We start from the raw sequence: 15,070 nt of genomic DNA, 5'->3' as shown, positions 1-15,070 counted from the left end.
GCTGCTAGCTAGTAACCATTGAGAATAAATTCCACCGCATCACGCAGGTCGGCTTTGTCGGCCTGTAGGTCGGCAACCCGCTCGCCCAGCTCATTAGCGGGTATTCCCGCCATCATATGCGTCATCACAACACAGGCCTGCCCGGCAATCTTCACCACCGGACAGACCTTAGCCGGCGGAATGCCGCCTGGAAGCTGCTTAAGGGTAATAGCCGGAGCCACCAGCACATGTTTTAAAACATTCGCTACAGGGTGCTGGAGGTTGATGAGATAAGGATATATCTTTTTCCCATTCCCTCGATTTTCGTACGCGCAATACTGTTCCATCAAAATGGCCTTTGGAAGTCGCTGAAAGAGCCATTTTCATCAACCCATTGGTTAACGGATTCGATCGCTTCTTCATTTTCCCGCAGCCATACTTCGCGTTGGTTTTCACGAAACTTTCCCAGTAATGCCTCGGTTAGTACCGCCGACAAATTGAGTTTCTGTTTACGTGCTTCTTCCAGAATTTCCGGTGCCAGAGAGACATTAACCGACTTTTTAGCACTAGACACAGTGCGCATGATAACCCCCATTGTAGTGCGCATGGTTTGTCTAAGATTAGCGTAATAAGCAAGCATTTCCTATTCCTTACTCTGTGACAGTGAATGGGAAACTAAGCGTCAGAGCCTGCATTGTCATGCCCTATTGCTCATTCTTGCGAGCAGCATTCCGCAACATCGTGAAGCTCGTCAGTGAGCCGCTTGGTGTTGAGTGATAACATCCTGCCCTGACTGATAATTTTTGTGATTAATGGGAGAAATGATGGAACTGCTACTGCTAAGCAACTCAACGCTGCCGGGCAAAGCCTGGATGGAACACGCCATGCCGCTTATCGCAGGCCAGCTGAACGGTCGCCGCTCGGCGGTGTTTATTCCGTTTGCCGGTGTCACCCAGACTTGGGATGAGTACACGGCGAAAACCGCCGCGGTTTTTGCACCGCTGGGCGTCACGGTAACCGGCATCCATAGCGTTGCCGATCCTATCTCCGCCATTGAAAACGCCGAACTGGTTATCGTCGGTGGCGGTAACACCTTCCAGTTGCTGAAAGAAAGCCGTGTGCGCGGCCTGCTGGCACCTATCGTCGACGTGGTAAAACGCGGCGCGCTGTACATCGGCTGGAGCGCTGGCTCAAACCTGGCTTGCCCAACCATCCGTACCACCAACGATATGCCGATTGTCGATCCGCAGGGCTTTGACGCGCTGGGCCTGTTCCCATTGCAGATTAACCCGCACTTCACCAATGCCCTACCGGAAGGCCATAAAGGCGAAACGCGCGAACAGCGTATTCGCGAGCTACTGGTTGTGGCGCCAGAGCTCACGGTGATTGGGCTGCCTGAGGGCAACTGGATCCAAGTGGCGCAGGGACACGCGACCCTCGGCGGGCCGAACACCACTTACGTGTTTAGAGCGGGAGAAGAAGCGGTAGCGCTGGAGGCGGGGCATCGGTTTTAAATGAGGCTTGGGGCCGCCCCGGAGTTGGTGTAAACGTGTTGCCGGATGGCGCTGCGCTTATCCGGCCTACAATGAGCACGATCTGTAGGCCGGATAAGGCGTTTACGCCGCCATCCGGCATTGATAACGTTAGTAATCGTCGCGATCGTCGTCTTCGTCAGGCTGCTCGAGCACACTGTAGGCTACCGAGCAGAATAGCGAGTTCAGACGTAGCATATCGCCCAGCAGCGCCAAGTGCAGAGTACTGGTTTCAATGCTCTGCACGTTTTGCTGATGCAGACGGTCAACGTGCGCATGCGCATAGCGACGATTCATAATGCGGAAGCGATGCTTGCTGCGGCGTAACCTACGCGCGCTAGTGACGTCACCAGAGAAGAAAACCGACATCGCCAGTTGCAGATTACCAAGCAGCAGCTCATGCAACCCATCCAGTTCTTTTAGCCCCTCCACCGAAAAAGCCCGGCGCGCAGCCAATGATTTGTCAGCAATCTCACTACCCATACGTTCAAGAATGTCCGACGCCTGTTCGAGGTTGAGCGACATGTCGATAATCTCGGCCCAGCGGCGAGACTCCTCTTCTGCCAGTTCATCTTTTGGCATCCGCGCCAGATAGAGTTTGATGGCGGTATACAGCACGTTGATATCGTCCGCCTGCTTGCGCAGGTTTTTCTCTTCGCGCGGCTCACCGTTCATCACCTTCTTCAACCCTTCCATCATCTGTTCCGTCGCATCGCCAATACGCAGCGTTTCACGGGCAGCGTTGGCCAGCGCCAGCGTTGGAGTATCCAGCGCTGTCGGATCGAGATGTTTTGGCTTCAAGTTGCCATCAAGCTCGGGTTCATCACGAATAAGACGTTTACACAGACGCGCCATCGGCTCCGCAAACGGCACCATCGCCACGCAGCGGAAAAGGTTGTAGAAAACATGGAAGTAGATAACCAACTCGGATTCCGGCAGCGGCAGTTTTTGCAGCGTGGTGGCCAGCACATGAACGAACGGCAATATCAGCAGGCTGCCCACCAGCTTAAACAGCAGGCTACCGAGCGCCACGCGGCGCGCAGCGGCGTTGGCGGCGCTGTTGTTAATCATCGCCAGCAGGCCGGAGCCAAGGTTGGCACCAATCACCAGACACAACGCGACCGGGAAGGAGATGACACCTGCGGTAGTCAGCGTGGCGGTTAACAACACCGCCGCTAGGCTTGAGTAGCTGATTATCGCAAACACGGCGCCAATCAACGCATCCAGCAGAATATCGCCGGTCAGCGAGGCAAAGATAACCTGCACGCCGTTGGCCTGCGTGATGGGCGTGACCGCCTGCACAATAAGCTCCAGCGCCAGCAGGATCAGGCCAAGACCAATCCCCACGCGCCCCAGTTGCCCTTCCCGAGTTTGCTTGCGGCCGAGGAAGAAGGTCACGCCTATAAAAATCAGCAGCGGCGATAACCAAGAGAGGTCGAAAGTCAGGATACGCGCCATCAGCGCGGTGCCCACGTCGGCGCCGAGCACAATCACCAGCGCAGGCGTCAGGGCGACCAAGTCCTGAGCGACAAATGAGGTCACCAGCATGGTGGTGGCGTTGCTGCTTTGCACCAGCGCGGTAACGCCGATGCCCGCACAGAAGGCCAGCGGCTTTTTCTCCACGCTGCGGCTAAGCACGGTGCGCAAGCGCGCACCAAAGACGCGCATCACGCCGGTACGGACAATATGAGTGCCCCACACCAGCAAGGCGACGGCAGAAAGCAGATGTAGCAGAGTTAACACGGAATCAGTTTCTCCTTATTGTTATAGGTTCCAGAGGCTCGTGGTGTTGGCATCATGCCTGATGGCGCTGCGCTTATCAGGCCTACAAAATCCGTAGCCCGGATTAGGCGTTCACGCCGCCATCCGGCAAACCGCTCACAGAGCCTCCTTTCAGTATAAGGGTTTACGCCCAATAAAGAGACAGGGCGCTCATTGAGCGCCCTGTTAGTTGTAAGGAAAGATGACGATTATGTGAATCAGTCAGCGTCGTAGCCAAGGTTTGGCGCCAGCCAGCGCTCGACTTCCGCCACGCTCATCCCCTTACGCTGCGCGTAGTCTTCCACCTGGTCGCGCTGGATCTGCGCCACCGCGTAGTACTTACTGTCCGGATGGCTGAAGTACCAGCCGGAAACCGAGGCTCCAGGCCACATAGCGAAGGATTCGGTCAGCTTCATTCCGGTGTGGGTTTCCACATCTAACAGTTCCCAGATGGTACCTTTTTCGGTGTGTTCCGGGCAGGCAGGATAGCCTGGCGCCGGGCGAATGCCCTGGTAGTTCTCGCGGATAAGTTCTTCGTTGCTCAAATTTTCATTTGGCGCATAGCCCCAGTAAACCTTACGCACGCGCTCGTGAAGATATTCGGCAAATGCCTCCGCCAGACGGTCGGAAAGCGCCTTCACCATGATCTTGTTGTAATCATCGTGCTGGGCTTCATAGGCATCAGCCAGTGCATCTTCTTCCAGACCGCCGGTCACCGCGAAGGCGCCAATATAGTCCGCTTTGCCAGAGTGTTTTGGTGCGACAAAGTCAGACAGGCAGTAGTTGGCAAAGCCCACTTTTTCCGTTTGCTGGCGCAGATGGCGGCTCACGGTCAGCACGTGGGTGCGCGTCTCATCGCGGTAGATTTCGACATCATCGCCGACACGGTTAGCTGGGAATAGTCCCACGACGCCGCGTGGATTCAGCGACTTCTCGGCGCTTAACATGTCCAGCATGTCGTTGGCATCTTTAAACAGACGCTTAGCCTCTTCTCCCACCACTTCATCTTCAAGAATGCGCGGATATTTACCGGCCAGCGACCAGGTCATAAAGAACGGCGTCCAGTCGATGTAGTTACGCAGCGTTTCGATGCTGGCTTCCACTTCCTGCACGCCGAGGCGATGCGCCACCGGCGGCGTATAGTTTTCCCAGTCAAACGCCAGATCGTTTTCACGGGCCGCCGCCAGCGTAACCGGTGGGGTGCGCGGCTTTTTACGCGCGTGCTGGATGCGCACGGTTTCGTACTCTTTGCGGGTGCGGGCCACAAAATCATCGCGCTGCGTATCCGACAGCAGCGCCGCTACCACGCCCACGGTGCGCGAGGCGTTCTGCACGTAGACCGTCGGCCCGCTGTAGTTCTGCTCGATTTTCACCGCCGTGTGCGCTTTTGAGGTGGTCGCGCCGCCAATCAGCAGCGGCAAGGTGAACCCCTGACGCTCCATCTCCTTCGCCACGTTGACCATTTCATCCAGCGACGGGGTGATAAGCCCCGAGAGGCCAATCAGATCGGCGTTCACTTCGCGGGCGGTTCTGAGGATTTTCTCCGCAGGCACCATCACGCCGAGATCGATAATCTCGTAGTTATTACACTGCAGCACCACGCCGACGATGTTTTTGCCGATATCGTGTACATCGCCCTTCACGGTGGCGATGACCATCTTGCCGTTGCTCGAGCCTTTTTCTTTGCTGGCTTCGATGTACGGTTCAAGGTAGGCCACCGCTTGTTTCATCACGCGAGCGGATTTCACCACCTGCGGCAGGAACATTTTGCCTTCGCCAAACAGGTCACCGACCACGTTCATCCCGTCCATCAGCGGCCCTTCGATCACCTCAATCGGGCGCGTGGCCTGCTGGCGGGCTTCTTCAGTATCCAGTTCGATAAATTCGGTGATGCCTTTCACCAGCGAGTATTCGAGGCGCTTTCTGACGTCCCAGCTGCGCCATTCCGCCTGCTGGGCGTTCGCGGTGTCATCGGTTTTACTGCCGCGATATTTTTCCGCCAGGTCCAGCAGACGCTCGGTGCCGTCGTCACGACGGTTAAGCACCACATCTTCTACAGCATCACGCAGTTCAGCCGGTAGATCATCGTAAATCGCCAGTTGGCCGGCGTTGACAATGCCCATGTCCATGCCGTTGCGAATGGCGTAGTAGAGGAACACCGCGTGGATGGCCTCGCGCACCGGGTCGTTACCACGGAACGAGAACGACACGTTGGAGACACCGCCGGAGATCAGCGCGTGCGGCAACTCGCGTTTAATGTCTTCACAGGCGCCGATAAAGTCCTGCGCATAGTTGTTGTGCTCTTCAATGCCGGTCGCCACGGCGAAAATATTCGGATCGAAGATAATATCTTCCGGCGGGAAGCCCACCTCTTCGGTCAGAATTTTGTACGCCCGGCGGCAAATCTCGATTTTACGTGCGCGGGTATCGGCCTGGCCTTGCTCATCAAAGGCCATCACCACCACGGCCGCACCGTAGCGGCGCACCTTTTTCGCATGATGGATAAACGGCTCAACGCCCTCTTTCATCGAGATGGAGTTAACAATGCCTTTGCCCTGAATACACTTCAGCCCTTTTTCGATAACCTCCCATTTGGAGGAGTCGATCATAATCGGCACGCGGGCTATATCAGGCTCGCCGGCAATCAGGTTGAGGAAGCGCACCATCGCCGCTTCGGCATCGAGCATCCCCTCATCCATGTTGATATCGATAATCTGCGCGCCGCTTTCCACCTGCTGGCGGGCCACGTCCAGCGCTTCATTATATTTTTCTTCTTTGATCAACCGCTTAAACTTCGCCGAACCGGTAACGTTGGTACGTTCGCCAACGTTGACGAACAGGCTGTCGTCGCCAATATTCAGCGGCTCCAGGCCAGACAGACGGCAGGCAACCGGCAGATCCGGCAGCTTACGCGGTGGCAGGCCTTCAACCGCCCGGCTCATGGCGGCGATATGCTCCGGCGTGGTGCCACAGCAGCCGCCGACGATGTTCAGGAAGCCTGACGCTGCCCATTCGCGGATTTGCGCCGCCATGGTATCGGCATCGAGATCGTATTCGCCGAAAGCGTTCGGTAGCCCGGCGTTCGGGTGCGCGGTGACGTAGCATTCGGCAATGCGCGACAGCTCCTGCACGTACTGGCGTAGCTCGTCTGGCCCTAATGCGCAGTTCAGGCCGAAGGTCAGCGCGTCCGCGTGGCGCAGCGAGTTGTAGAAGGCCTCGGTCGTCTGGCCGGAGAGCGTGCGCCCGGAAGCATCGGTGATGGTGCCGGAAATCATAATCGGCAGGTCAACGCCCAGCGCTTCAAATTCTTCTTTTACCGCGAATATGGCGGCCTTGGCATTCAGGGTGTCGAAGACGGTTTCAATCAGGATCAGGTCACTGCCGCCCTCCACCAACGCTTTGGTGGATTCACGATAGGCCGCTACCAGTTGATCAAAGGTCACATTGCGATACGCCGGATCGTTAACATCCGGGGAGATAGAGGCGGTGCGGTTAGTGGGGCCAAGCACGCCCGCGACGTAGCGCGGTTTGTTCGGCGTGCGTGCCGTCCATTCGTCTGCGCTGGCGCGCGCCAGTTTGGCCGCCGCAAAGTTAATCTCCGCCGACAGGGATTCCATCTGGTAATCCGCCATCGCGATGGTCGTCGAGTTAAAGGTGTTGGTCTCGATGATATCCGCGCCTGCTTCAAAATAAGCATGGTGGATAGCAGCGATCACCTCCGGCTTGCTGAGCACCAGCAGGTCGTTGTTGCCCTTCAGGTCGCAGGGCCAATCGGCGAAGCGTTCGCCACGGAAGTCCTGTTCGCTCAGACGATAGCCCTGGATCATGGTGCCCATGCCCCCGTCCAGAACCAAAATACGTTCATTTAACTGCTCACGCAGTTGATTCACTTTGCTGCTCACAGACACTCCCGACAACGCTCAACGAAACCCAGAGAAAAATAGCAATAAGGCATACTGGCATAAACCGGGGTGGCGGAAAAGGAAACAACCGTCTACATGAGACAAGTTCAACATGACTCATCGGAGCAGTAAGTCGAACGGTTGTATTATAATCAATAAAAACGAAAACAATTTCCACGATACAGAAAGGAGTTGCGATGGTTGCCAACGTTCCTGCCAAACGCGGTAGAAAGCCCGCTGCCGCTGCCGCCCCTGCGACCGGCCAAGTACAATCACTGACTCGCGGCTTAAAACTGCTGGAATGGATTGCCGAATCTCACAATAGCGTCGCACTGACCGAACTGGCACAGCAGGCCGGGCTACCTAACTCCACCACTCACCGTTTGCTGACCACCATGCAGCAGTTGGGATTCGTCCGCCAAGTCGGTGATTTGGGCCACTGGGCGGTGGGCGCACATGCTTTTATCGTCGGCAGCAGCTTCCTGCAAAGCCGCAATTTGCTGGCTATTGTCCATCCCATTTTACGCTCGCTGATGGAGGATTCCGGTGAGACGGTGAATCTGGCGGTGCTCGATAAGAGCGATCATCAGGCCATCATCATCGACCAGGTGCAGTGTACGCAGCTAATGCGCATGTCCGCGCCTATCGGCGGCAAGCTGCCCATGCATGCCTCCGGAGCGGGCAAGGCATTTTTGTCGCAGCTAAGCGAAGAGCAAGTGACCGGGCTGCTGCACCGCAAAGGGCTGCATGCCTACACCCACGCAACGCTGGTGTCGCCATTGCATTTGAAGGACGACCTCGCTCAAACGCGTAAACGCGGCTATTCGTTTGATGATGAAGAACATGCGCTGGGGCTACGCTGCGTGGCGGCGTGTATTTATGACGAGCATCGCGAGCCATTTGCGGCGATTTCAATTTCCGGCCCGATTTCCCGTATTACCGATGACCGCGTGACCGAGTTTGGCGCAATGGTGATTAAGGCGGCGAAAGAGGTCACCTTAGCCTACGGTGGAATTCGCTAATAAAAATGCCCCATCGCTGATGGGGCAAAATCGGTAGGCCAGATAAGCAACGCGCCATCAGGCAGTTCGTCGCACATTGCCGGATGGCGGCGCAGGCGCCTTATCCGGCCTACGGTCGGCATCATAACGGATACTGAATCGCTGGCGGCGGCGGTAGGCGTAAACATCCTCCACATGGCCGTTTTTAATTCGCGTTTGCAGGCCGCGCCAGTAGTCAGCGCAGAATAAGTCAGCGTGCATCTCTTCAAATAGCGGCCCAATACGCGGGTCGGCGCACAGCCAGTGGCGAAATTCTTCCGGGAAAACATCACCGGGTGACACGCTGTACCACGGCTCGCTGGAGAGTTCATCCTCCGGATAGCGCGGTGGTGGGATATGGCGGAAGTTCACCTCCGTCATGTAGCAAATTTCATCGTAATCGTAGAACACCACGCGACCGTGACGGGTAACGCCAAAGTTTTTAAACAGCATGTCGCCGGGGAAAATATTGGCAGCGGCAAGCTGGCGGATAGCGTTGCCGTACTCTTCAATGGCATCGCGCAATTGCTGCCCTTCCACTCGCTCTAGCCAAATATTCAATGGCACCATCCGGCGTTCAATGTAGAGATGGCTAATCGCGATTTTATCGCCCATATCGACGATTTTCCCCGACGCTTCTTGCAATAACAGCGCCATCAATGCCGGGTCAATTTGCCGCTTTTCCAGCACAAAATTCTCAAACTCCTGCGTGTCGGCCATGCGCCCGACCCTGTCGTGTTCTTTGACCAGTTGGTAGCAGGCGCGCACGTGGGCGGCAGACATCTCTTTTTGCGGCGCAAACTTATCTTTGATGATTTTGAATACCCGGTCGAAACCCGGCAGCGTAAACACCAGCATCACCATGCCACGAATGCCCGGCGCTTCAATGAATTGCTCGTCAGCGCTGGCGATATAGTTCAGATATTCACGGTAACTTTCTGTTTTAGCGTGCTTTTGGCAGCCAATCGCCATATACAGCTCGGCGGTGGTTTTGCCCGGCAGGATCTCTCGCAGCCATTCAACCAGCGCAGCTGGCAGCGGCGCATAAACCATAAAATAGGAACGGGCGAAGCCGAAAACGATGCTGGCCTCTTCCGTGGTGGTTAAACAGGTGTCGACAAACAGCTCCCCTTCATCAGTGCGATGAATAGGCACTAAAAACGGCAGCGTGCCGTCAGGCGTTATCAGCTTGCCAATCAGCCAAGCAGCCTTGTTGCGGTAAAATAATTCGTTGGCAATCTGGAGGCGCGAGTGGCGCAGAGTCTCTACATCCAGCGTTTCACTAAGATGCGCCATGATGTAGCCGACATCGCGAAATTTGTTCTGCCATGGCAGACGCAGCGGCAGATCGCTGAGCATCTTAAAGATAACCGCTTCCCAGCCATTTTCCGGGAAGAAGTCTTTTGCCAGCGGCCGGGGAATGGCGCGAAAGCGGCGCTCAGGCTGCGAACTGAAAATAAACAACCGCTCAGGACTAAGCGAGCGGTGGTCAAATAACCGGCAATAGACGGAGTTAAAGAAGCTCTCCGCAATCTCGAAGCGAGGATAGTCAGGCAACAGGCGCGTATACTGCGCCTTCACCTGTAGCAGAAAATTAGCATCGGTACTTTTGCCATCGGTAATGCAGCGCAGCTGTTCAACCACCAACCCCACGTGGTGGTCGTACAGATGGATACGGCTTTTCATCGCCTGCTGCACCGCATGCCAGTCGGCCTGTTCAAAACGCTGCTGCGCGCCGGAAGTCACTTCCAGAAATCGGCCGTACTGGGCGTCAAAGCCCTGCAAGATGGTTTGAGCGATCAGTAATTCCAGGCCACGCGACATTTTTCGCTCCCGTTTGCCGGATGACGGCTATCGCCTTATCCGGCCTACATTGTAGGCCCGGTAAGCGCAGCGCCACCGGGCATCAACCCGCTTGACCGGATAAGCGCAAGCGCCATCCGGCAGCCATCAGAACTGTGATTCTTCGGTGGAACCGGTCAGCGCTGTTACCGAAGAGGCTCCGCCCTGGATAATGGTGGTGACCTTATCGAAGTAGCCGGTCCCCACTTCCTGCTGGTGGGAGACAAAGGTGTAGCCATCTTTCGCTGCCGCAAACTCTGGCTGCTGAACCTTCTCAACGTAGTGCTTCATCCCCTCGCCCTGCGCATAGGCGTGTGCCAGATCGAACATGTTGAACCACATGCTGTGGATGCCCGCCAGGGTGATGAACTGGTATTTGTAGCCCATGTCAGACAGCTGCTGCTGGAAGCTGGCGATGGTTTTGTCATCCAGCTTCTTCTGCCAGTTGAACGACGGAGAACAGTTGTAGGCCAGCAATTTGCCCGGATATTTCGCATGGATAGCGTCCGCGAAGCGTTTGGCCAGTTCCAGATCCGGGGTGGAGGTTTCGCACCACACCAGGTCGGCATACGGCGCATAGGCCAGGCCACGGCTGATCGCTTGCTCAATGCCCGCCTGCGTGCGGTAGAAGCCTTCGCTGGTGCGTTCGCCGGTGATAAAGCCGCTGTCGTACGGATCGCAATCGGAGGTGATTAAGTCGGCCGCATCCGCATCGGTGCGTGCTATCAGCAGCGTCGGTACGCCCATCACGTCAGCCGCCAGGCGCGCTGCAACCAGTTTCTGAATGGCTTCCTGGGTTGGTACCAGCACCTTACCCCCCATGTGACCACACTTCTTCACTGACGCCAGCTGATCTTCGAAGTGTACCGCCGCTGCACCGGCTGCAATCATCGACTTCATCAGTTCAAAGGCATTCAGTACGCCACCAAAACCGGCTTCAGCGTCGGCAACAATCGGCAGGAAATAATCCACATAGCGCGGATCGTTCGGTTCAATGCCATTCGCCCATTGGATCTGATCGGCACGGCTAAACGAGTTGTTGATCCGATCGACGACCGCCGGTACTGAGTTTGCCGGGTACAGGGACTGGTCTGGATACATGCTGGATGCCAAGTTTGCGTCTGCCGCCACTTGCCAGCCGGAGAGATAAATTGCCTCGATGCCTGCTTTCGCCTGCTGCAGCGCCTGACCGCCGGTCAGTGCGCCAAGACTATTCACGTAGCCTTTTTTCGATTCACCATGCAGCAAGCGCCACATTTTGGCCGCGCCCAGCTGTGCCAAGGTGTATTCCGGATTGACCGAGCCACGTAATTTCACCACCTCTTCCGCGCTATACGGGCGGTTGATGCCTTCCCAACGAGGCTGCGTCCACTCTTTTTGTAATTCTTCGATTTGCTGAGTACGGGTTTTCATGTGCAGATGCTCCATATTGTTATGTGGTGAATTAAGCCAGCAGGCGGTAGCCCGGCAGGGTCAGGAAGTCGATCAGTTCGTCGGAGGTGGTAATTTGCTCCATCAGGCGTGCGGCATCGTCGAAACGGCCGCCGTTGAAGCGGGCATCGCCCAGCTCATCTTTGATAACCAGCAGCTCTTCGGTCAGCATTTGACGGAACAGCGGCTTGGTGACCGGCTTGCCGTTGCTGAGCGTTTTCTGATGATGGATCCATTGCCAGATAGAGGTTCGGGAGATTTCAGCGGTGGCTGCATCTTCCATCAGACCATAAATCGGTACGCAGCCATTGCCGGAAATCCAAGCCTCGATGTACTGCACGGCAACGCGAATATTGGCGCGCATACCCTCTTCGGTGCGTTCACCATCACACGGGGTCAGCAGCTCTTTCGCAGTAATGGGTGCATCGTCAGCACGCGATACCGACAGCTGGTTTGGACGTTCACCCAGCACCTCGTTAAATACCGCCATTGCGGTATCAGCCAGTCCCGGATGGGCTACCCAAGTGCCGTCGTGACCGTTATTGGCCTCCAGCGATTTATCCGCTTTGACTTTGTTCAGCACCTGCGCGTTGCGCTCAGCATCTTTGCTAGGAATAAACGCTGCCATGCCACCCATCGCAAACGCACCGCGCTTGTGGCAGGTTTTGATCAGCAGACGCGAATAGGCGCTAAGGAAGGCTTTATCCATCGTCACCACCTGACGGTCAGGCAGGACGCGATCCGGGTGATTCTTCAATGTTTTTATATAGCTGAAGATGTAGTCCCAGCGGCCGCAGTTCAGACCAACAATATGGTCACGCAGGGCGTGCAGGATTTCATCCATCTGGAAAACGGCCGGCAGCGTTTCAATCAGCAGCGTCGCTTTAATGGTGCCGCGTGGCAGGTTAAAGCGATTTTCCGCGTAGCTGAACACGTCGTTCCACCAAGCTGCTTCCTGCCAGGCCTGCGTTTTCGGCAGGTAAAAGTACGGGCCACTGCCTTTTTCCAGCAGCGCTTTGTGGTTGTGGAAAAAGTAGAGCGCAAAATCAAACAGGCTGCCAGGGATCGCTTCGCCGCGCCAAGTGACATGTTTTTCAGGCAGATGCAGGCCGCGTACGCGGCAAACGAGAACGGCCGGGTCCGGTTTGAGCTGGTAAATTTTCCCGGCTTCATTGGTGTAGCTGATGGTGCCGTTGACGGCATCGCGCAGGTTGATTTGCCCTTCAACAACTTTGTTCCAATCGGGGGCCAGCGAGTCTTCAAAGTCGGCCATAAAGACTTTTACGTTGGCATTCATTGCGTTGATCACCATTTTGCGCTCAACGGGCCCGGTAATTTCTACACGACGATCCTGTAAATCTGCTGGGATGCCGCGAACGGTCCAATGAGAATCACGAATGGAAGCGGTTTCCGAAATAAAGTCAGGAAGCTTACCATCGTCGATATCCTGCTGCTGCTGGATGCGGGCGGCCAGCAGCTTGTTGCGTTTTGGCGTAAACAGGGTCACCAGTTCAGTCAAAAACTCCACCGCTTCCGCAGTCAGAACCTGCTGCTCCTGGTCGCCTGAGGGCTTCAGAAAAGCCAGTTCATCGGTTGTTGTGGCCTGTTGTGTCATGGTGCAGCTCCTCGTTAATGATCCGAATAGTTTCCCCGCGGGATGGGCAAACGATCGTTGTCGTTTTTTCGCCCAACGTTTTTAAGCCTAATCAATAAAAAATAAAAATCAAAAACGATTTCCATTTTTAATTAAAAATAAATGCAAAATATTGATTAATAACAGATTAAAAATTATTTATTAACTGGGGTTTATTTCGGAAACAAAAAAGGCACCCGAAGGTGCCTGATTGAGGATGCTGAAACGCTTTAGGATCGTGAGGGGCAGTGGATCAATCCAGCGTTGGATTCATATTCCGCAGATCGTATGGTGTGATCTGATAGACGTAGTAGTTGAGCCAGTTGGCAAACAGCAGATTTCCATGGCTACGCCAGGTCGCGTGCGGTTTGTTTTGGGGGTCATCTTTCGGGAAATAGTTGTACGGTATTTCCGGGCTAAGGCCGGCATCTACATCGCGGAAAAACTCGCTCGCCAGAGTGTGAGCGTCATATTCAGGATGGCCGGTGACAAAAGCAATGCGCTTGTCTTTACTGGCAAACAGATAAGCATCGCCGTCCGCAGTTTCTGCGAGGATCTCAAGATCGGTGTAGTCACGAATTAGCTGCGCCGGGAAGTCGGCATAGCGTGAATGGGGAGCGAGAAATGCATCATCAAAGCCGCGCGTTAACAGGGCGTGCGGATGAAGAATATGGTGTTCATAAACGCCGGAGAGTTTATCGTTGCGTGTTTGCTTGGGAATACCGTAGAGAATATTGAGTGCAGCCTGCACTGCCCAACAGACAAACAGCGTGGAGGTGACGTGATCTTTGGCCCATTCCAGCACCTGCTGGATCTGTGGCCAGTAGGCGACATCATTAAACTCAACCAGCCCCAGCGGTGCGCCGGTCACGATCAGACCATCGAAGTTCTCGTGGCGAATGTCGTCGAAATTACAGTAAAAGTTATTAAGATGCTCTGTCGGCGTGTTGCGCGACTCTCGTGCATCAATACGCAGTAGCTGGATGTCCAACTGCAGCGGAGAGTTCGATAGCAGACGCAAGAATTGGTTTTCAGTCTCAATCTTTTTTGGCATCAGATTAAGGATCAGTACCTTTAATGGACGAATTTCCTGACCTGTTGCACGCGATGCCGTCATCACAAAGACGTTTTCATCACGCAAAAACTCGACGGCTGGTAGCTCGTCCTGCACCCGAATCGGCATAACCTTATTACCTCACAGCATACGTATAAACGTTTAGACTTCCAGACAGCTAACGATACCCAGATTTAAACAAAATGTCGAGCCTGCATGAGGAAGGTGAGAAAGTTTCAACCACCCTTAAGCTACAATGCGGAATCGATTCTAAAGGAAGCTCAACAATGATGATAAGACGCTCTCAACGTCATGAAAGTGAAAAGCTTATCTCTATATGGTGTCGTGCGGTTGATGCAACGCATGACTTTCTCTCCATACAGGATAGGGCTGAAATTGAAGTACAGGTGCGCGAATTTTTACCCGATGCGCCCCTGTGGGTGACCGTCGATGACGATGATAGTCCCGTTGCATTTATGCTGCTGTCGGAACATCACTTAGAGGCGTTGTTTGTCGATCCTGATGCCCGAGGCGGTGGTGTGGGACGTCAGCTGGTTGAGCACGCACTCGCAAGCATTCCTGATCTGACCACGGATGTAAATGCGCAGAATACGCAGGCGGTAGGGTTCTATCAGAAGATGGGATTTGTCGTGACTGGACGGTCAGAAACGGACGATCATGGGCGGCCTTATCCGCTGCTACATCTACGCTACGACCAGGGGCAACGATAAATATCTCGTAGGCCGGATAAGGCGAAGCCGCCATCAGGCAATCTACACTAGGCGTGCCTGATGGCGCTGTGCTTATCAGGCCTACACCATGAGCCGTTAATGCCATTTCCCCAGACCACAGACGCAAAAAAGCCCATCCGTTAGGATGGGCTTCTTCACTATTTG

The 15,070-nt window shown here is 55.0% G+C and carries 11 protein-coding genes; 3 read left to right on the top strand and 8 right to left on the bottom strand.

The features are described 5' to 3' along the window. Nucleotides 1–8 precede the first annotated feature (8 nt). Both AB4K05_RS22510 and AB4K05_RS22505 read right to left on the bottom strand, forming a co-directional pair. Nucleotides 9–326: a CcdB family protein gene (locus AB4K05_RS22510; protein ID WP_368481931.1), complete on the bottom strand. Its 318-nt coding sequence runs from the start codon at nucleotides 324–326 to the stop codon at nucleotides 9–11. Further along, entirely contained in the window at nucleotides 326–619 is a 294-nt protein-coding gene (locus tag AB4K05_RS22505; RefSeq protein WP_368481930.1) for a type II toxin-antitoxin system CcdA family antitoxin, read from the bottom strand. The genes AB4K05_RS22510 and AB4K05_RS22505 overlap by 1 nt, the downstream gene beginning before the upstream one ends. A 184-nt stretch (nucleotides 620–803) precedes the next feature. On the opposite strand from AB4K05_RS22505, the gene pepE reads away from it, so the two are divergent. Further along, the gene (gene pepE / locus AB4K05_RS22500) at nucleotides 804–1,493 is read left to right on the top strand and encodes a dipeptidase PepE (RefSeq protein WP_368482009.1); all 690 of its coding nucleotides are present in this window, start codon (nucleotides 804–806) and stop codon (nucleotides 1,491–1,493) included. A gap of 129 nt (nucleotides 1,494–1,622) precedes the next feature. Here pepE and AB4K05_RS22495 read toward each other — a convergent pair whose 3' ends face one another. Both AB4K05_RS22495 and metH read right to left on the bottom strand, forming a co-directional pair. After that, nucleotides 1,623–3,254 (bottom strand): Na/Pi cotransporter family protein, encoded by a 1,632-nt coding sequence (locus AB4K05_RS22495; RefSeq protein ID WP_368481929.1) that lies wholly within the window; start codon nucleotides 3,252–3,254, stop codon nucleotides 1,623–1,625. Nucleotides 3,255–3,490: 236 nt separating this feature from the next. After that, a complete protein-coding gene (metH, locus tag AB4K05_RS22490) occupies nucleotides 3,491–7,174 on the bottom strand; it encodes a methionine synthase (protein WP_368481928.1) in 3,684 nt (1,227 codons plus the stop codon). Between the two features lie 197 nt (nucleotides 7,175–7,371). Between metH and iclR the strand changes: the two genes are divergently transcribed. After that, nucleotides 7,372–8,196 carry a glyoxylate bypass operon transcriptional repressor IclR gene (gene iclR, locus AB4K05_RS22485; RefSeq protein ID WP_368481927.1) on the top strand — a complete coding sequence of 275 codons (825 nt, stop codon included), beginning with the start codon at nucleotides 7,372–7,374 and terminating at the stop codon, nucleotides 8,194–8,196. Between the two features lie 57 nt (nucleotides 8,197–8,253). On the opposite strand, the gene aceK is transcribed toward iclR, so the two are convergent. The 4 genes from aceK to metA form a co-directional block, all read right to left on the bottom strand. Beyond that, entirely contained in the window at nucleotides 8,254–10,038 is a 1,785-nt protein-coding gene (gene aceK, locus AB4K05_RS22480) for a bifunctional isocitrate dehydrogenase kinase/phosphatase (protein ID WP_368481926.1), read from the bottom strand. Nucleotides 10,039–10,164: 126 nt separating this feature from the next. Then, on the bottom strand, nucleotides 10,165–11,469 hold the full coding sequence (gene aceA / locus AB4K05_RS22475) for an isocitrate lyase (protein WP_368481925.1): 1,305 nt from the start codon (nucleotides 11,467–11,469) through the stop codon (nucleotides 10,165–10,167). 31 nt (nucleotides 11,470–11,500) lie between these two features. Next, the gene (gene aceB, locus AB4K05_RS22470; RefSeq protein ID WP_368481924.1) at nucleotides 11,501–13,102 is read right to left on the bottom strand and encodes a malate synthase A; all 1,602 of its coding nucleotides are present in this window, start codon (nucleotides 13,100–13,102) and stop codon (nucleotides 11,501–11,503) included. 271 nt (nucleotides 13,103–13,373) lie between these two features. Next, nucleotides 13,374–14,303 (bottom strand): homoserine O-succinyltransferase, encoded by a 930-nt coding sequence (metA, locus tag AB4K05_RS22465; protein WP_368481923.1) that lies wholly within the window; start codon nucleotides 14,301–14,303, stop codon nucleotides 13,374–13,376. Nucleotides 14,304–14,461: 158 nt separating this feature from the next. Here metA and AB4K05_RS22460 point away from each other — a divergent pair, with 158 nt between their 5' ends. Further along, on the top strand, nucleotides 14,462–14,905 hold the full coding sequence (locus AB4K05_RS22460) for an acetyltransferase (RefSeq protein ID WP_368481922.1): 444 nt from the start codon (nucleotides 14,462–14,464) through the stop codon (nucleotides 14,903–14,905). Nucleotides 14,906–15,070 lie beyond the last annotated feature (165 nt).

This window comes from Kluyvera sp. STS39-E, assembly GCF_040932435.1.
In the GTDB taxonomy this organism is placed as follows: domain Bacteria; phylum Pseudomonadota; class Gammaproteobacteria; order Enterobacterales; family Enterobacteriaceae; genus Kluyvera.
The sequence above is the reverse complement of the archived record's forward strand: the minus strand, read 5'-3'. Positions and strand labels throughout refer to the sequence as shown.